Here is an 18006-nt window from a genome sequence, read left to right as displayed (position 1 = left end):
CACGGCTGTGCTGGCCGCATAAAATTCTATTGTAAATTTTATACATTTGATAGTTTGGTGGTTGGTTTAGTAGACAATTAAATTCATACGGCCAAATTCTTTGACAAATCCCGATCCTACTCGGGTTTTGTCTTTTTTGGCGCATTTTTGTAGCGTTTATTTCATTACAAAAATCCTCCTTCCTTCAATTTTAAATTTAACGACCTCTGTTAGACTTAACTTCTTTAATACATCTCTGACCAGCTCAAACCTGGAAATTCCTCCGCTAAAAATTTCATTCTTTAATTCCGGGTTCTGAAAAATGACTTCGACATCATACCATCGACTTATTTTTCTCATAATACTTTCAAGGGGTTCATTGGCAAACTGAAATTCCCCATTTTTCCAGGCAATTATATTGTCGGTATTTACCTGCCTTATTTTTAAATCTCCAGGCTTAAGAACAGCTTGTTCCCCTGGTTTAAGGATTACTTTTGTAGGACCGCTCACCTGAACACTTCCTTCCAATAATGTTGTTTTCGTATCCCCTTCATTGGTGTAGCTATTGATGTTAAAATGAGTACCAAGTACCTTTACGAGCTGTCCTGTTGTTTCTACGATGAAGGGATGTTTGCTGTCTTTTGCTACTTCAAAATAGGCCTCACCACTCAGTTGCACTTTTCGTACAGCAGTGGCGACAAATGATTGGGGATAAATCAATTTGGATGCTGCATTAAGCCATACCTTGGTGCCATCTTGCAGGTGGATCTGGTATTGCCCACCGCGCGGAGTTTCGATGGTGTTCAAAGCGAGCTCTGTTTTTCCATTAGGAGTAGGGGAAATTTCATAGACCAACTGTCCGTCCTTAGTTTTAGTGATCTGAACGCCGCCTGCTTTGGCCAGCTTGCCATTAGCAGCAGCTGTTAAGGCAATACGCTCCCCATTTGCCAGCGTTAAATAAGCTTTGTTCTTACCGGGAGCGATATCGTTAACAATGATAACACCATGTTTTAAATCTCTTTTATAGTCGTTAAACCAATAGATACCAAAACTAATGACCAGGAGCACTGCAGCTGTAATCGCAATTTTTGGCCATAATGGTCTTCTTACAGGCTTTGTAGCTGTATTTTTCTGTACACCTCGCCAAATTTCGTTATGTAGCTGTTCATAATCCGCGACTGTTAGATCTGTAGGTTCTGAAGCTTTATAAAACAACAGCCATTTCTCGATCAACATTTTTTCTTCGGCTGTACAGGTGCCTGCTTTGTATTTAGTCAGTAGTGCTCTGGCGTTTTTCAAGATTTATGTTCTCCCTCCTAAACATAGGACACTTCTAAAATGCCTGGTGGGTAATGGAAGAGAAAATAAATATTAAAGAATGTAAAATAAGTAGAGGAATGTGCCTAAACGAGTACGTAAAACCTTTAAAGCCCTTTTCATATGGGTTTCAACAGTCTGTTCTGAAATTCCCATTTGTTCGGCGATTTGTCTGTTACTTAGAAATTGTTTTTTTCGTAGCTCAAATACAGTTCTCATTTTAGGAGGCAGGGCAGCTACTTCCATCTCGATCAGTTTTTCTATATCTTTTTCCCGAATGGAAAAATCAGATTCCTGAGCAGTATCTTCAATCATTTGCTGCAGCCCTAATACATGATCTTCCCTGATCCCCTGGTGTCTGAACAAATTCAGCGCCTTATTGAATACCGCCCGATAAAGATAACTATGAAGGCTTGTTTTAAGTTCCAACTCAGATCGCTTGTTCCATAGTTTTACAAAAACTTCCTGCATGATATCTTTAGCCTCGTCCTTATCTTTCACTTTCTTATAGGCAAAACTAAACAGGAGGGGATTATACCTGTTAAAGATCTCGGTAAATGCGGAATGATTGTCTTCTTTTAAGAAGAGAAGAAGATCATGATCATCATATTTACTGTAATCCCGCATATCCTTTTATTCATGACGAATTTACATAAATTTCATATCGATCATTAAATTATTATCAATCAGAATAGGTGCGTTTATAAGAAAAGGGTATAAAAAACTATCTTTAACAGATCAAAAGCAATCGGTATTCACCCTCATTTTCCAGGGGTGCCCGATGTACGCATGGTAATGCTTTTTGTCCCGGATGATCAACCGCCAGTTTCCAAAGATGCCCTTGTCCTAGATTTATTGGCTTAGCATCAGGTTTAGGCTGATAATGTAGATCAAAAAAATATTCACTCAAAAAAGTTTCAAATGTGATCTCTGAGCCCTCATGTAATTCTTTCAGTTTTTCCCGGATATGTGGAATTAAAATCTTTTGTTCCACCTGATCATTGGGAAGGATATCGCTTGTAGCACCAAAATATGTACATAAAAAAGTATCAGTGGAAATAGGAGAGCGGTCTACATGATAAGAATATACATCTGTTGAAATGAAATCCAGTTCCTCGTCACGCTGGTAGCTCCTGATCAGATTGAGTGAAGGGGAGGCACCAGAATCTTTTAATAGCTGCAGATCACTAAGAATAATTTCTCTGGCGATGTTCCCATTTTCAGTTAGTTTGAGCGCTAAGAGCGTTTCAGGATACACCTCTTTGATATTTTCCTTCAATTCAAGTTGAGATACAATTTCCTTAAAATCTCCGGCTAAATCCCTGTGCCAGCAAAGTGCATTCATAATGCCATGAAAAGGCGTATTTAGAAGCTTAGTAAAAGTAGAGACTACTCCAATTTGATTGCAGGCCTGAAATTTATGGTTCATGTGGTTAAAAAGAATAGCCAAACATTAATGCATACAAAAGTAATTAATAAACATAAGTTGTCACAATTGGCCCCCTAATTCGTCGTTTTCCCATACTGTCAAAACTTGAAATGCCATTTATCTTTACTGTATCAACAAGGTAGTATCCATAAGTTTCAGAATAATCTAAACCGCTATGAAAAATTTATTTAAAGTCTATCATCATTTTAAAACATTAATACTAATCGCAATCATTATGGGAACAGCATCTTCATCCAAGGCACAACAAATTAAACCTGTCAGCAGTGGCTACGCGCCAGTCAATGGGATCAAAACGTATTACGAGGTATATGGGGAAGGGAAACCTGTCATTTTACTACATGGGGCATTTATGACCATCGGCATGAACTGGGGCCAAATGATCCCAGAATTGTCGAAGACAAGAAAAGTCATTGCGGTTGAATTGCAAGGACATGGGCATACCCCATTTTCAGACCGGAAATTATCCCGTGTTACTTTAGCAAGTGATGTGGAAGGGCTGATGGATTACCTGAAAATTGATAGTGCTGATATTGTCGGCTATAGCTTTGGAGGTTCTGTTGGTTACCAGTTTGCCATACAAAGCCCAAAGCGTTTAAGAAAACTAGTGATCATTTCTTCTACCTATAAAAGTGATGGTTGGATGCCCGAAGTAAATAATGCGTTTAAAAGAATGAAGCCAGAACTTTTTGCGAACAGTCCGATGCATGTGGCTTATGATGCAGTAGCGCCCGACAAAAGCAAATGGAAGAATTTCCTGGAACAGATGATCGCTTCAGCAGGCGAATCCTATAATATGGGTGATAGCAACATTGCAAAGATTACTGCTCCTGTGTTGTTGATCGCAGGTGATAATGATGGTCTGGATAAAATAGAGTTGGTAAAAACGTATCAATTACTGGGGGGTGCGGTATGTGCTGATTTTGGAGCAATGCCAAAATCGCAATTGGCCATTTTGCCTGCCCAGGGACATGTGACTTTAATGCAACAAAGTCAGACTATATTAGGTTATCTGGATAGTTTTTTAAAGTAATTAAATAAACTATTTTAAATGGTACGCTTTCATCATGTTTTGCTCGACTCATCTTAGGCAGATCTTTGAACCATAAAGTGGAAACAACTTCCGATATTTAAATTGATGTGTATACTTAAATAGCTATTACCACCGTCCCTTACTAAAAGTTGTTCCTTTTGCCATTCCTGATCAGGATATTCTACAATTCCGCTCAACATTAAACGCCATTCATTGTGGCTAAGGAAGCTAAAGAAATCTTTAAAAAAAGGTATGAGGGTTTAAGATCAGCTTTTCTGTAAGCTGATTGTACTGAAGTTTGCTTATTGCTCATTATTAAAGGTTTTGAATAACAAATCTCCGATTTGATAGTTAACAGCTATTGATTTTTACAATGAGGTTGATCACACACTTAGTCTAATGCAAAAAGGCCCCGACAAAGCCAACCTTCCTTTCGAAAAGGCAGCCCCAAAAGACATAAGTGATCACCCAATGATAGGGTTTAGTTTTGCTCAACTTAGCTCGCGGGTTAAACTGTCAGATTTATTTGCGATGCTTGCAAGCAATTCCTTATCAAAGATTTTAGAACTGCATTTTTGTTAAACGTTCGATTAATTATTAACTCTATGCTAATATACATTGTAAATATATAAATTGAAAATATTCAGTTAATGTATTTTCTTTGTTTAGCTATTTTAGTTCTCTGAAGTATTTAAAAGAAGATCGACTCTTTATTTTTATCCTTAATTCCTGGTGTATATCTTTGTATCAGAAATGAAAAGAGCACAAATCCAGGAAACCTTCAGAAACATTGATATTTATTTATTCGACCAATTGGCTAAAGGTACCTATGACGACTGCAATACGATTTTAGATGCTGGTTGCGGAACAGGCAGAAACCTGCTTTACTTTTTAAAAGAAGGTGCTGAGGTTTTTGGAGTAGATCAAAACCAGGAAGCGATCTCTCAGCTCAGAAGCCTTGCCAGTCAATTTCATCATATCAATTCGGAAGAAAACTTCAAAGTATCAGCTGTCGAGAATTTACCTTTTGAACCAGAAAGTTTCGACCTGGTCATCAGTAGTGCCGTTCTCCATTTCGCTGAAAATTTGGAGCACTTTAAAGCCATGTTGGATGCGATGTGGAGGGTGCTAAAACCCGGAGGTTATTTTTTCTGCAGATTGGCTTCAGATATAGGTATTGAATCATTGGTACAGTTCATCGGGAACGGTAGATATTTACTTCCAGATGGTTCTGAACGTTTTCTGGTGAATCAGGAAATGTTGCTGAGATTCACTAAAAATCTTGGTGGGAATCTCCATGAGCCTATCAAAACCACCAACGTTCAGAACCTAAGAAGTATGAGTACCTGGTGTGTACGCAAAAACACATAAGGTCATTGATATTCATTTTTGTATTATAGAAAAAAGGTTTCAACTCCTTGAACCATCTATTATTTCTATAATCTTTAAAGCCACACCGCTTGAGGATTGAAAATTTTGTCCGGTAACTATTCTTCCGTCCGTTTCAACATGTGAGACATTGGGAGCTGAGAACTTAAAAATTCCTCCTCTTTCTTCAATTGTCTTTTGAATTAAGAATGGAAAGTGCTTAAAATAATCTCCATCCTGCTTTTCGTATGAATCAGGATAACCACTAATTTTTTTTCCTGCTACTAAATAATGACCATCAGTCGTTTTTAAGTTAACAATTCCTGCGGTTCCATGACAAACAGAAGAGATGATACCTTTATTTTCTTCATATACTTTTAAAGCAATAGTTTGAATCTCTTTATTTTCAGGCACATCATACATGGCAGCTCCACCACCAATGTAATGGACAACTTTATAATTTTTTGAATCGATTTCCTCAGGTTTTCTGGTGTTTTTCATGGCATACATAAAATCCGGGTCAAATAAATATTGCTTTTGCAAAGTGTCAGAGGTGTTAATGTAGGCTAATGGAATACTTCCTCCCTTTGGGCTTACAAAATCAACGGTGTAGCCAGCTGTTTTAAATGTATGATAAGCGTTAACTATTTCAGAAAAACTATTACCTGTTACTAGGTTTGAATTGCCATAATAGTGAGCATTAGACACAATGAATAGGATATTACGTCCTGATTTATTTGTATTTAGGCTACTCGCAGACTTACTGATTATCTTCCATTCACCTTGAATCTTTTTAAGTAGGAACATATCTATAAATTCTAACTTTTTGTCAGGTATTAATATCTCTGCCTTAGCTAAAGCGATATTGTTGTATAGATCAATTGAAATGATTCTACCTACACGTCCATTGAACTGTCCCTGATTGTCTTTCTTAAACCATTTGGTATATTCAGTAGCAGGGACAATCCAAAGGTCTTTGTCTTTATGACTTAAAAATAAATTGGCTTCCGAATAAAAAGCCTCTTCGATGCGATCAGGCTTGTTGTAAGAAGTTCCATCAATGTATTTTTCGATACATTCCTTAATTGAAAGTGTTTCTGTCTGTGCCACTAACCAACCTGGCGAAAATAGTAGCGCGATAAAATAGATGACTTTTTTCATAAACTTTTTGAAATTTAATTTTTCTCAAAGCTATGTTTAGCAAAGTCTCAGGCGGTACTGATTTATAATTCAGGACTCCTAATCTATAAAGAGGAGTGAAAAATCATGATTTGTTGTGATGGAGAGGCATGGTCTCCCTGATTTACATTCATTAAAAGCGAGCTTTTCATTGACATCGGATAAATTGATACATTCAGGGACACCTGCATTATAAGGCTCTATCCAAAATGCAATTTCAAGTAGAGTTTGTGAATCAATGAAATTCATTCCATACGCTTCATTTAAATTAACGCTCTTAAGTATAAATAAGCCTGATGATGTTGGATATTGTCCAGCTTTGGAAAAAAAAATATGAAAAATAAATGTGAAATTATCTAATTTAGAAGTAGTTATTTGCATTTTGGTTATTGAGATGCCTAATTTATATAGCTATGGTTACAACAAAGATCTAATTATGACATTAAATCCGTATAAAAGCGTAATCGATTGGTTTTTTAATTATTTAACAAGAACAAAAGATAAAAGAATGGTTAAAGATCGGACGGTTCGCTTGATGTTTGCATTTAATATTCAGTTACTTGTTGTATCATCGATATTTTTTGGCGCCTTTTTTAGAGATACTCCTAAATATATATACTTACCAATCTTTTTTTTAGTGATTTATGTTCTTGAACGTATGAATAAGAATTATGTAGATAGTAAAGAAGTTTTATTATCTGATGAAAAAAACACTTTTGTTGATCATATATTCTATTATTTAATCCTATTGAGTCCGTTGCTTATGTTAATGCTTTTAGTATTTGTTCTTGCTTCGTGAAATTATTTAAATAGTATTTCATAAGAAATTTTTGTAACTATATTGATTGCCTTATTGGGAGTTACTTTTGTTAAAGCACAAAACACTGTTGTTCAAAGCCCAAAGGTTATTTTATATTCTTGCGAGGGAAAGCTTATTCCCACAGAAAAGATAGAAGGCCGTTATGTTATTCCTCCGGATTTATTTGTTAGAAAGTTGACAAGGGATTATATTCATGAGACCATAAGCGACCTGCTTAAGATAGGTGCCCTAGAAAATGATTTAAATCCGAGTGTTTTAAGATAAAAGGAAAATAGCAGATGAAATAGAGTTAGCTGAATTTAATGAAGTTTATCTGGAATCAGACAGGCTTGATTTATCCATGCTAAAAGGTAATAATAATAAAGCTTTAATGGGGGCTCAGTAGCGGATATAGAAAATAAGAAAAGTGGAAATGACCCTCCGATCATTCCCACTTTATCTAAATTAACGCTCTCATATATAAAGACGCTCAAGTGGTGTTATATATTGTGTTACGATAGAATTAAAATAAGAAATTATAATGTCTAAATGTCAAATTGTTGGAATAGTAGTATTAGTTTTGGGCATTGGGATGTTTTTGTATGGGGTATCAATGTTTACTTATCAAGGTCCTCCATTAAGCTCCTTTGAAATTAAAATGGGGGAATATTCCTTTTTCTTATGGCTTCCAACAATTATTATAGGTGTATGCCTACTCTTTATTAAAAAACATTAGGTAAAAGGTACTGACGAGATTTTCATCCATGGTCGCTAAACTGAATCAGTATAAACCTTCATAATAAAGCCATACCTTTTTCCACTTTTATATCGAGCATTTTTGCATAATGTTATGTGGTCTGTCTATTAGCACTCCCTAACATTTGAGAAACACTTTCAATAGGAAACCCATTGCGACAAGATAACAAAAGTAATTTGGAATGGATTTCTTTAGTATTGAATGTAGGTAGTTAGGGGACGAGCTGAAATTGTTTTCATAATGTTAAACATTAAAAAGTAAACAAATTTAGCCTTGCAGTGATGGAGAATCAAAGTGTTTAGTCATGGAACTTGTTCGATATCAGTTTGATGTTTGATTTCTGCTGAGTCGTTTCCTTTTCAGAATTTACTCACCGAATCACTCACCAATCTTATGGGATTTAATGAGAATTTTGATACCTGATAAAAACGAAAAAGCCTGCTATCTTACGATTTGCAGGCTTTTTCTTGGTTTTGATACCATAGTGGCGGAGAGTGGGGGAACTGTACCCAGGGTTAAAATCCCGCTTTAATATGGTGTCTGGATGGTTTGTGATTATTGACTCACCGAATCACTCACCAATCTTGTTTCTTTTGTAGTTGCAAATGCTATTTGTTAAATTTAGCTATAATTATTGAAATTTTTCTATAAACTATGTTGTTTTTAGAGATCTGAAGTCAATAGTAATCAAAATATTTTTTTTTATTAGCTATGTTGCAGATTTATTTTTTCCTTTTCAGGTTTGTTATTGTAAGCTGTTGCTATTCAGTTTGTTCTGTTTTGTCATCATGTTTGAATTGTTTAAGATACTCACTGTATTTCTGAAGGTCCTCATCGTCTGGGTTTAAAGAGAGAGCATAATTAATTTTGCCTGCCAAATGTAGTATATAGTTTGCCTTAGTATTCTTAGTGTGCTCTAAATGAGAATTTAATCCATATTTCTTTAAATAGTAAACTTCTAAACGAATTTTATCCCTAGAGGCTCTAGGTGTTTGCATCTTTGTATTAACGACTATACCAGTAACAATCTGTCTAACATTTCGCTTCATAACTTGAGTCTTTTCCGGATTTAGCTTAAGATGATATTTTGTAATAGTTTGTTCTACAAAATTTATTAATTCTATTTCATCAAAAGTTCCAGAGAATGCCAGGTCATCAGCATATCTAGTAAAACGAATATTCTTTGGTAAACAGTATGTTGCGATTGACTCATCAATATTTATCATATATAGGTTAGATAAATATGGACTAGTTGGGGCACCTTGGGGGAGGCTCTCATTGAGTGTGCATAGTTTGCTCAGTAAGTTCGAAACATTAGAAGAATAACCCATCCTAGAAAAAATCTGCTCAACATACTCTCTTTTGATTGAAGGAAAAAAATCTTCAAGATCAAGGTTAAGTACCTTTTCTTTTCCAACGTGAAGCTTAACATTGTCTATTAGACTTCTTGATTTGATATAAGCCTTTGCAAATTTGCTTACTTTCTGAGTATATAAAATTTGATTTAAAATCCACAATTGGATTTCTTTCAAGCTTGGTAAAGGTTCATTAATTCTTCGAAATTTACCATTCTTTTTTTTGACTAGAAAGCTTCTATAAAAGAATTTTGGGTCTGACGCTGCATTTTTCAGATACTCCTTTTTGTAAGCTACAAGTGCAGCCAAATTGGTGGTGTTATATATTATGGGTAAATTCTTTGTTAGTAAAGGTTCTGCATATTTGAGACATCTCTGAATATTATCCTCAGAAAAACCAGCGTTCGTAGCCTTGATTCTGAATTGTCTAGCATATTGAGGGAATTTCATAAAGGGTTTCTTTTGGGCCTAAGTTAATAACTTAGACCCATAGAACAAAGCGTTGAACAGGGAGCGAAATGCCTGAGGGCCGACTTCTTAGGAGGCGTGAAGGCTTTCGGTTCCTGTTTAACGCTTATAGCTTGAAAAGTCATTCACTAGCAGGAGAGGTGAACTCACCGTCCCGACCAAGGATACACTTGGTAATATCTTAGAATGATAAATCATTCTGATCTGGTAAAAATACATCTTTTTTATCAAATTCTGAAATTTTACTCGATGTGTCTGGTTCAATCCACATGGAGGAATTTCTTCTATTAAATTTCTTATTCAACTGGTCAATTTCATTAAGCCCAGAGTCAGTAATGAATATTTTTCCTTTCAATTTAGAAATCTTCTCTTCTTCTGCCAGGATATCAATAAATTTTATAATTTGAGTATACTCAAATCCCTGTTTAATTAACGGAGTTAGGTTTCCATTGTGTTGAACCAACCTGAGTAATAATAATCTTACTTCTGACTGCATATCTATCTTTTAAATGGTGCAAGTTGTTTACTTTCTTCTAGCCAAAATACAGGGAAAGTATTGTTTGCCGACCTATCTGTGATAGCAAAAAGACTCTCAGATTTACCATACCCCAGTCTAAATGAATCTCTTACTTTTAGTTTTTTCTCAATCTCATCCATCAAAGCCAATTTCTCAATTTTATCAAGTCCCGTATAATTATCTGATATTCCTCTATTTAATATCTTGGTACAGGTGACTATACTTGGATACACCGAATTTATGTATTTGATACCTTGTAACTGTGCTACAAATGTTAAAACCATGATCTTATCACTCTTTAAAATAAGAGATTGGGCGTGAAGTTCGTCCAAAATATCTCTGACAGTACCACCCGTACCGATAAAATCATCAACTAGAATTAATATGGACTTTGGCTTAGTGAGTAATTTTTTGATATTATCCCAATTACTTTCAAATTTTAGTTTGGTGGCCAAACTCTCATAAGTATAATCGAACCGTTTTAATGAATACCATACTGCATCTGCACTTTTGCTTTCAATTGGTGATCGAGTTTTAAGTGGTGAAATAATAATTAAATCATAGTCTGTTATTTTATCAATCTTTTTAAGAGCACCTAAAAAATAGTCCTGATATTCATTAAAGGGGATGTTAAGGAATTCATGTCCTAACTCTATAAGTAAATCTTGTTTTTTTTCGTCAAAAAGGCCAAGTCTTGCGCAGAACCTATTGAAGATGCTAGAGTATTTGTCTGACTCTTTAATAATTTCCCATTTTTTTGTTTCAAAAAGACTCTCTAATTTGCCTAAATTTTCAATTGTAATTCCCATTTTAAATTAACTAATTAGAAATATATTTTTATGAAAAAGGGGTTGCTGAGTTACTCAGTCTCAAAGTGGACAGTAGATTTCGTAGGCAACTAGATTTTGTTTTATATTTCATAGTGCTCCAATATATTGCTTATTTGGTAGAATTGAAAATTTGTGCTTAAACTACTGAATTGAACTGTTAGAAGAATATAAAATTCTAAGAAATAAGGGGGCATGAAATTTTTTCATAATCTAATATGAAGTAATTTAAAAGCTGAAAATTTTTAGATTTTTTCCTTACTCCTAATGTTATTGGGAACTCCATGGGGGGTGCTTGCCGTCTTGATATTATAAATGTGCTCTCTTTTGATAGTAAATATTCGTGGATTATTAATCAAAATTATCTCAAAATTATCAATTGATATTAGTTTTATAATATATTTGCTACAATTAGTGTAAAATCTAAATTAATGATCTCATATGACCAAAAAACAATCGGTTCAGCAACAACTCACTGCTGGGCCTAATGCCATAGGGTTTGATTACCAGTTCTATTATTTTATGTACTTGGCCCTTGACCTCTCACACGGCGATTCAATTGGATTTGAGGTTAGAGATGATGTTCATATCCAGAAGAACGACGGTAGTGTAATCCTGTTTCAGGGTAAACATTCCATTCAAACGAATACTAGTGGGGAAGTTCAAAATTTAACAGCATTGGATTTAGATCTATGGAAAACGATGAGCAATTGGGTGAGCATGATTGAAGCAGAAAGCGATCGCTATGCATTTTTAGTTAAGAATTCGTTTGTGCTATTTACTAACAAGAATGAAAATTTTAATGAATTCATAACTGCTTTATCGATTTTCAAGGTCGATGGTGATTATAGCATTGTTGCACTAAAGCTAAGAGAATTGGCTAAAAAAACAACAGACAAAATCATTAAGAAATACTTGAAACATATATTAGGACTAAAAGTTAAAGAGGCGAAAATCTTTTTGTCAAAACTGACTGTAGAAACAGGAGTAGATGATATAATTACTAAGATTAAGAACAGATTAATGAAAACGGCAAGAATAGCTGCGATCGCGGATGCTATTTTTGATAGTTTGTATACCAGCATGCAGACCGCTAAATATCTTGATATCAAAGACAGAAGTAAATTTGAAATATCATTTGACGACTTTAATAACCGGTTCGGAAGGTGTTTTCTGGTGGCGTTTAAAGAAAGAGCATTGCCTAAAAGAGATTTTCCAATTTTGCTTCCTGAAGACTTGGAAACGCAAACTTTTATCAAACAGCTGATAGATATCGGTGAAATTTCCCCAGGCTCGAAACAGGTCATAACTTATACTGAACAAATGTTAAAAGTACTGAACAACTTTAGTTGCTGGGTAGAGGAGAATCTGTTGTTTCCACATGAAAGTGAAAAATGTGATAGTGATGCTATTTTTCTCTGGCAAAATAAATTCAATTCAAAATATCGAGAGATCAACAAAAAGCTCGCTTCCGGTACTGCAATTGTAGACTTAGAAGAAGATATCCGTGCAGCAGCACTGGATATAATTGATTATCTCCGAGAGCAGAATTTGGATATACTTGAAGGGAAGTTAGGGATAGATTTTAGCAACGGACATTATTATACCCTTTCAGATAAATTACGATTGGGATGGCATTTGGACTGGCAAAATAAATATCAGAACTCATGAATGGGATTTATTACACGTATAATAATGAGGCAATTGCAAGCTGTGTTTTCATTTCCGTGTTAAGAGAAATCGGCTCAATAGATGTTGCAAGATCTTGCTTAATATTACCATTTTTACTGGATGATAAGACAGTGAGTTATTTAAAAGACTGCAATGTCGGGGAGGAAAAACTTTCTGAAATCATCAGAGAGCAGCGAAGATTGTTTATTTCATTTAATAAACGCTATTTGGCTTTGCTCCCCGTTTCCATAAATGCCTTACTATTACTCAATAAGGGGGGGCAGATTTCTATCGGAAAAAAGATATTTGACACCTCCAATCTGGATTTTAATCAGGTGAATTTTGGAAATAGGTTTAGCGCAATTCAGAAGGCTATTCCTAATTTTTTAATTTTAACGGAAAATCTAAGTACCGTTCAACTTTATCAACTTTTAAAAATTGAGTTATGAAATTTATTCTGCATGAAATAAAACTTTGGTTTAAGGACGAGGATGCCGTCCCAAAAAGCTATAATTTCCTACCCGATAAGGTGAATGTGATAACAGGTGGTGCTACAACCGGAAAAACGAGTTTTTGGAGTATTATTGATTATTGCCTTTTGTCTGGCAAAATAAATATCGCCAATAGTATTGTTGAAACGGTGCTTTGGTTTGGTATACATTTTACTATAGGTGAAAAACAAATTTCTATAGTCAGGAAATCCCCTGAGCTGAGATCACCATCGTCAGAGATCTGTTTTAATGAGGGATATTTTCCTTTTGAATTGGTTGCCAATAAAGATGTAGCTGTGGTTAAGGCCCTACTTGATCTTGAGTTTGGAATATCCGACGCACTAAGGTTTCCTCACGGAAAGGGGCAGGGCCGAGCAAATTTCAATTTATCTTACCGCTATTTTTTGTTGTTTAATGCATTGACCGAAGATATAATTGGTACATCTGGAACTTATTTTGATACTACCTTTTACGGAAAAGAAGAATATGAAAATGCATTGTCGCATATTTTTGATTTGGTGATTGGGGTCAATGATATGGACAACCTTAAAGCTAAGGAGCGGTTAGCACAAATCAATGCCGAAATCAGAAAAATTGAAAAGACCGAACGGGATGGCCAAAAAATACAGCGGGAATTTGATGCGCAAACTCGTTTGCTCCTAGCGAGATCCAAGGAATATGGTTTTGTACCTTACGATCAGCAACCAGAATCAATAGAAGATGCTTTAGTGGTATTAAATTCAATAGTTTCTGAAAGTAAAAAGGTCGTTGATAATACCCGAGCTTTTGCAGAAATAGACAAGCTAAATAAGCAAAAGGATTATATAAGAGCCCAGCTTTCAGCCTTAAACCGTTATAGGAATGAATTTGAACAATACAAACGGACGTTAAGAAAGTGCGCAGACAGTTTACAACCTATTGTTTATCTTAACGAAAACCTATCTGCTCAATTGGTGGAATCGTATGAAACCAAGATCTTTGTTGATTCTCTTGAGGCCTCTCTGCTAAATATTAGAGATAATCTTTCTAAACGTGTGGAGGAGCCGGTTAAAGTTTCCGGAGATGCAAAGGCTTTGCAAGATGAATTAAAGGAAGTAGAGGCTAAAATTACCCAAATAAGCGTAATGAGTAAAGAGATCCCGGCTGAAGCTCAGCGTTTTATTTATCTAGGAGAGCTAAAGAATGCCTACGAACAGCTCTTAAGGTATGAAACACCTAAACAAATCGACTCAGTTAAATTAAATCAGTTGAATATTGAAAAGTCTAGCTTGGAAAGGATACCAGAGGATACACAAGAAATCAAATCAAATATGAATGATCAGCTTAATGATAGCATTCAACGTAATTATGATTTGCTTAACTCTCTGCCAGCTTATAGTAATGCCAAGACAAAATTCAGTAGTAAGGATATGATATTGCAGCTGCTCCCTCATGGTCAGATGTTCCCCCTCGATAACGTAGGGAGTAAGTCAAATTATATGATGATGCATTTGTGTTTTTACCTTGGGCTACATGAGCATATGATAGCAGTAGAACAATGTCATGTCCCACAGTTTCTATTTATTGATCAGCCCAGTATCCCATATTATGCTGATGGGGATAGTATAGGCAACCAAGATAAGGCAAAACTTATGGACGCCTTTTCCTTAATAAATTCTTTCGTTCAAAATATTGTGGAAGTGAAGAAAAACACATTCCAAGTTTTTATGGTTGAGCATGCTCCTGAAAGTTATTGGACAAATGATAATAAACTAAATTATTTCCATACTGTTGGGAAATTCATAGACGGCAATGGATTAATTCCAAAAAATATCTATAAAGAAAAATAATGCAAAACATACAGTTAGGTGCCATAAGTAAATTAATCATTCATAATGTTGGAAATAAAGCAAATGATGAGGGTACTCATTTCGCGGATTCAATGACTGATTTTGTAAACATAGAAGAAGAAGTAGGACAGTTAATTGCGAATAATTTCAAATTCGATGAGTTATTTAATTTTCATTTTGTTCCGACACTTGATTTAAATCCAGTTTATCAGTTTGTTAAGACAATTTTTAAGGAAAATTCTTCCTTTATAGATCAATCTCGGAATTGTGCAAGGTACTTATACGATAAAAGTAGCCACCCAAAAATTAAGGGTGGCGAATTTTGTATGGTTTATATTCGAAATTGTCAGGTAAATGAGGTAACTGCTGATGCACTAGCTTTCATCAAATCCGAAAATAAAGAGACTATTTTAAAGGTAACTCCTTCTGGTAATGGTTTTGATATGCATACTGAAAAAGGTATAAATATCAATAAATTGGATAAAGGGTGTTTGATTTTTAATATTGATCCTGAAAAAGGATTTGTGGCTGCTATTGTAGATCAAACCAATCGTAGTGCCGAAGCACAATATTGGAGAGAAGAATTTTTCAATCTCAAAGTAATTAATAATGAATTTCATCAGACTAATGAATTTTTATCAATAACAAAGAAATTTGTTACCAGTCAGTTGCCAGAAGACTTTGAAGTGACAAAGACTGAACAAATTGGGTTCCTTAATCGTTCAGTGGATTATTTTAAGACACATGAAACTTTTGATAAACAAGGATTTGAGCAGGAGGTTTTCGCAGATGGTAATGTGATCGAATCTTTTAGGAAGTTTGATAACAGCTACCGGGTAGACAATGAGCTTGAATTGGCTGATAGCTTTGAGATTTCTGATAGAGCAGTAAAAAAGCAAGCTAAAGTATTTAAAAATGTTCTAAAACTAGACCGAAATTTTGATATTTATATTAAAGGTAACCGAAAGTTAATTGAGCAGGGAATCGAACTTGATGGGCGTAAATTCTATAAGATCTATTATGATGTGGAAAGTTAGTTGTTTATCTCAAAGTGATGTTTTCAAAGATGGCTGAGGAACAAATTCCATTGCTAAATTTGACTCACCCCCTTGCTTCCCTTGGTATCACTTTTTCTGGTGGTGGATTTCGTGCAGCTGCCTTTTCGTTGGGTACATTGAGCTATTTGGATGCGATTCAATACAAGGAAAAGAAACTGGTTGATAATATAACATTTATGTCGTCTGCTTCTGGAGGCAGCATAACAAGTTTATTTTATTCGGCGAAGAGGCATCTTGGAATAAGTTTTAATCAAATCTTTAACGACCTCATTAAAGAAATGGAAGGAGAATGCCTTCTCGATAAAATGTTAAAGGTTCTTGCAGATGATAGCGTGTGGGAGACTTCGGGGATTTCAAAGCAGCGAAATATAATCAATGCCTTTAGTATCGTCTATGATAGGGTGTTGTTTACAGGAGAAACATTCTCAGTTTATTCCAAAAAGAGCCACATGGCTAACTTTGAGATATGTATCAATTCTACTGAGTTTTTCAGGGGATTGAGTTTTAGATTTCAGACAGACGGTACGCCAATCAAAACTAAAATCATTGGTAACAAGTATATCTTTTTTAATAAACTAGGATTAGCGACTTTTAATCAAATCAAGCTTTCAGATGCACTAGCAGCCTCTTCATGTTTTCCTATTGGTCTGGAACCAATAGTTTACCCAAGAGATTTCTCTTATAAATTATTTACCGGAACGGAGCTAACGGTAGAAAAACTAATAGAAGCTATTTCTTATAAAGACTATCAGCATCTCTCTCATACCCTTGATAAATGTGTAAATCCTCCAAACGAAGGTGCAGAATCTCTTCCTTCATTTGGCCTGATGGACGGTGGAATGACTGACAATCAGGGGTTGTCTAGTATTATGTTGGCTGATGTCAAACGGCGTAAAAGAAGTAAACCAACGCCTTTTGATTTGATAATTGTAACTGATGTTTCAAGCTACTTTATGGACGCCTATCTGCCGCCGCATCTTGAAAATTCGCCTTCATGGAGAACAAAAAATCTAGATTTTTACCTTAACACAGGTAAGCTCTATTTAGTGTTTTTTGCATTTATTCCTGAGATTTTATTGTGCTTAGGTGCGATGCTATTGTTGAACGTAATGATTTTTGGGGCTAATATTTTTACTTGGGTATCTAGTGCACTTGGTTTTGCTTTAATTTTAGTAGCTATTGGACTTAAATTTTTAAAAAGATCTGCAGCACCCTTTTTGAAGAATATGGAGTCGATTACAACGAGGTCAATGTTAGATTTTTTCAATTCTAATAAAAGCCTATCTGACCCTTTATTTGAGAAAATAGCAAACTACCTCTCCAGGACAAATTTGGGAGTGATTGAGCAAATGATAAAAGCTAGGGTTAGTTCAGTGATCACCATGGTGTCAGATGTGAATCTTAAACAAGTTCGACGATTGATATATGAATCTTTCTATAAAGACAAATGTTGGGAAAATAGGCGAATGCCTAATTTTATTTATGAGCTAAGCTCGTACAATGCTGAATCCCGATCAAAAAGGATAAAAAGCAGGATAAAGGGATGGGTTTCTACTGAAAAAGATAATAGATTGCTTTTGGAAGGATTGGATCAGCTCCAAAATGTAGCAGAAGATGCTAGACTTATGGGGACTACACTTTGGTTTGATCAAAAGGATGTAGAGAGCGATATGCTAAAAAAAATAATTGCAACGGGACAATTTACCACGTGTATGAATTTGTTAGAATATGTTTTATCACTTAAAAGAAAAAATGTGGATTTTTCTGAAAATGAAAACCAATCCTTAGAGCTGCTTAGGAGGCAATTAGAGAATGATTTACTTCAGTTTAAAGCAGATCCATATTTTCTATACAATAAAAGCATAGGGAAGGATAATCAAATGATATGAAATACTAGCAATGTTGACCTAT

Annotated in this window: 15 protein-coding genes; 8 read left to right on the top strand and 7 right to left on the bottom strand. The window is 35.1% G+C overall.

Annotation, left to right across the window (positions count from 1 at the left end; genetic code table 11):
- Positions 1–156 precede the first annotated feature (156 nt).
- The 3 genes from R2Q94_RS16595 to R2Q94_RS16585 all read right to left on the bottom strand — a co-directional run bounded on the left by R2Q94_RS16595 (position 157) and on the right by R2Q94_RS16585 (position 2725).
- Entirely contained in the window at positions 157–1278 is a 1122-nt protein-coding gene (locus tag R2Q94_RS16595) for a FecR family protein (RefSeq protein ID WP_316822587.1), read from the bottom strand.
- Positions 1279–1350: 72 nt separating this feature from the next.
- Positions 1351–1923: an RNA polymerase sigma-70 factor gene (locus R2Q94_RS16590; protein WP_316822586.1), complete on the bottom strand. Its 573-nt coding sequence runs from the start codon at positions 1921–1923 to the stop codon at positions 1351–1353.
- A 103-nt stretch (positions 1924–2026) separates the two neighbouring features.
- Positions 2027–2725, bottom strand: coding sequence for a DUF1826 domain-containing protein (locus R2Q94_RS16585; RefSeq protein WP_316822585.1), 699 nt, complete (start codon positions 2723–2725; stop codon positions 2027–2029).
- Positions 2726–2900: 175 nt separating this feature from the next.
- On the opposite strand from R2Q94_RS16585, the gene R2Q94_RS16580 reads away from it, so the two are divergent.
- Positions 2901–3776: an alpha/beta hydrolase gene (locus R2Q94_RS16580; RefSeq protein WP_316822584.1), complete on the top strand. Its 876-nt coding sequence runs from the start codon at positions 2901–2903 to the stop codon at positions 3774–3776.
- 753 nt (positions 3777–4529) lie between these two features.
- Positions 4530–5147, top strand: a complete 618-nt coding sequence (locus tag R2Q94_RS16575; protein WP_316822583.1) for a class I SAM-dependent methyltransferase — start codon at positions 4530–4532, stop codon at positions 5145–5147.
- Between the two features lie 39 nt (positions 5148–5186).
- On the opposite strand, the gene R2Q94_RS16570 is transcribed toward R2Q94_RS16575, so the two are convergent.
- Positions 5187–6305 (bottom strand): nuclear transport factor 2 family protein, encoded by a 1119-nt coding sequence (locus R2Q94_RS16570; protein ID WP_316822582.1) that lies wholly within the window; start codon positions 6303–6305, stop codon positions 5187–5189.
- Positions 6306–6669: 364 nt separating this feature from the next.
- Between R2Q94_RS16570 and R2Q94_RS16565 the strand changes: the two genes are divergently transcribed.
- Positions 6670–7122 (top strand): hypothetical protein, encoded by a 453-nt coding sequence (locus R2Q94_RS16565; RefSeq protein ID WP_316822581.1) that lies wholly within the window; start codon positions 6670–6672, stop codon positions 7120–7122.
- Positions 7123–8640: 1518 nt separating this feature from the next.
- Here R2Q94_RS16565 and R2Q94_RS16560 read toward each other — a convergent pair.
- The 3 genes from R2Q94_RS16560 to R2Q94_RS16550 form a co-directional block, all read right to left on the bottom strand.
- Positions 8641–9684, bottom strand: a complete 1044-nt coding sequence (locus R2Q94_RS16560; RefSeq protein ID WP_316822580.1) for a reverse transcriptase family protein — start codon at positions 9682–9684, stop codon at positions 8641–8643.
- Between the two features lie 199 nt (positions 9685–9883).
- Entirely contained in the window at positions 9884–10198 is a 315-nt protein-coding gene (locus tag R2Q94_RS16555; protein ID WP_316822579.1) for a hypothetical protein, read from the bottom strand.
- 2 nt (positions 10199–10200) lie between these two features.
- Positions 10201–11028 carry a hypothetical protein gene (locus tag R2Q94_RS16550; RefSeq protein WP_316822578.1) on the bottom strand — a complete coding sequence of 276 codons (828 nt, stop codon included), beginning with the start codon at positions 11026–11028 and terminating at the stop codon, positions 10201–10203.
- A gap of 459 nt (positions 11029–11487) precedes the next feature.
- On the opposite strand from R2Q94_RS16550, the gene R2Q94_RS16545 reads away from it, so the two are divergent.
- The 5 genes from R2Q94_RS16545 to R2Q94_RS16525 are packed head-to-tail and all read left to right on the top strand — an operon-like array spanning position 11488 to position 17984.
- Entirely contained in the window at positions 11488–12717 is a 1230-nt protein-coding gene (locus tag R2Q94_RS16545; protein ID WP_316822577.1) for an ABC-three component system protein, read from the top strand.
- On the top strand, positions 12714–13166 hold the full coding sequence (locus R2Q94_RS16540; RefSeq protein WP_316822576.1) for a three component ABC system middle component: 453 nt from the start codon (positions 12714–12716) through the stop codon (positions 13164–13166). Before R2Q94_RS16545 ends, R2Q94_RS16540 begins: the two co-directional genes overlap by 4 nt.
- A complete protein-coding gene (locus R2Q94_RS16535) occupies positions 13163–15037 on the top strand; it encodes a DUF3732 domain-containing protein (RefSeq protein WP_316822575.1) in 1875 nt (624 codons plus the stop codon). The genes R2Q94_RS16540 and R2Q94_RS16535 overlap by 4 nt, the downstream gene beginning before the upstream one ends.
- Entirely contained in the window at positions 15037–16074 is a 1038-nt protein-coding gene (locus R2Q94_RS16530; protein ID WP_316822574.1) for a nucleoid-associated protein, read from the top strand. The genes R2Q94_RS16535 and R2Q94_RS16530 overlap by 1 nt, the downstream gene beginning before the upstream one ends.
- Before the next feature lie 29 nt (positions 16075–16103).
- A complete protein-coding gene (locus R2Q94_RS16525; protein WP_316822573.1) occupies positions 16104–17984 on the top strand; it encodes a patatin-like phospholipase family protein in 1881 nt (626 codons plus the stop codon).
- The last annotated feature ends 22 nt before the right edge of the window (positions 17985–18006 follow it).

Source organism: Pedobacter gandavensis (genome assembly GCF_032678465.1).
Lineage (GTDB): Bacteria > Bacteroidota > Bacteroidia > Sphingobacteriales > Sphingobacteriaceae > Pedobacter > Pedobacter gandavensis_B.
This window is presented reverse-complemented; position numbering and strand designations above follow the sequence as displayed.

Excerpts from the sequence above, each read along its gene's own strand:
- R2Q94_RS16550 (WP_316822578.1), bottom strand. The coding sequence starts at position 11,028 with ATGGGAATTACAATTGAAAATTTAGGCAAATTAGAGAGTCTTTTTGAA.
- R2Q94_RS16555 (WP_316822579.1), bottom strand. The coding sequence starts at position 10,198 with ATGCAGTCAGAAGTAAGATTATTATTACTCAGGTTGGTTCAACACAAT.
- R2Q94_RS16580 (WP_316822584.1), top strand. The coding sequence starts at position 2,901 with ATGAAAAATTTATTTAAAGTCTATCATCATTTTAAAACATTAATACTA.
- R2Q94_RS16585 (WP_316822585.1), bottom strand. The coding sequence starts at position 2,725 with ATGAACCATAAATTTCAGGCCTGCAATCAAATTGGAGTAGTCTCTACT.
- R2Q94_RS16535 (WP_316822575.1), top strand. The coding sequence starts at position 13,163 with ATGAAATTTATTCTGCATGAAATAAAACTTTGGTTTAAGGACGAGGAT.
- R2Q94_RS16575 (WP_316822583.1), top strand. The coding sequence starts at position 4,530 with ATGAAAAGAGCACAAATCCAGGAAACCTTCAGAAACATTGATATTTAT.
- R2Q94_RS16525 (WP_316822573.1), top strand. The coding sequence starts at position 16,104 with ATGGCTGAGGAACAAATTCCATTGCTAAATTTGACTCACCCCCTTGCT.
- R2Q94_RS16540 (WP_316822576.1), top strand. The coding sequence starts at position 12,714 with ATGAATGGGATTTATTACACGTATAATAATGAGGCAATTGCAAGCTGT.
- R2Q94_RS16590 (WP_316822586.1), bottom strand. The coding sequence starts at position 1,923 with ATGCGGGATTACAGTAAATATGATGATCATGATCTTCTTCTCTTCTTA.
- R2Q94_RS16570 (WP_316822582.1), bottom strand. The coding sequence starts at position 6,305 with ATGAAAAAAGTCATCTATTTTATCGCGCTACTATTTTCGCCAGGTTGG.
- R2Q94_RS16530 (WP_316822574.1), top strand. The coding sequence starts at position 15,037 with ATGCAAAACATACAGTTAGGTGCCATAAGTAAATTAATCATTCATAAT.
- R2Q94_RS16545 (WP_316822577.1), top strand. The coding sequence starts at position 11,488 with ATGACCAAAAAACAATCGGTTCAGCAACAACTCACTGCTGGGCCTAAT.
- R2Q94_RS16560 (WP_316822580.1), bottom strand. The coding sequence starts at position 9,684 with ATGAAATTCCCTCAATATGCTAGACAATTCAGAATCAAGGCTACGAAC.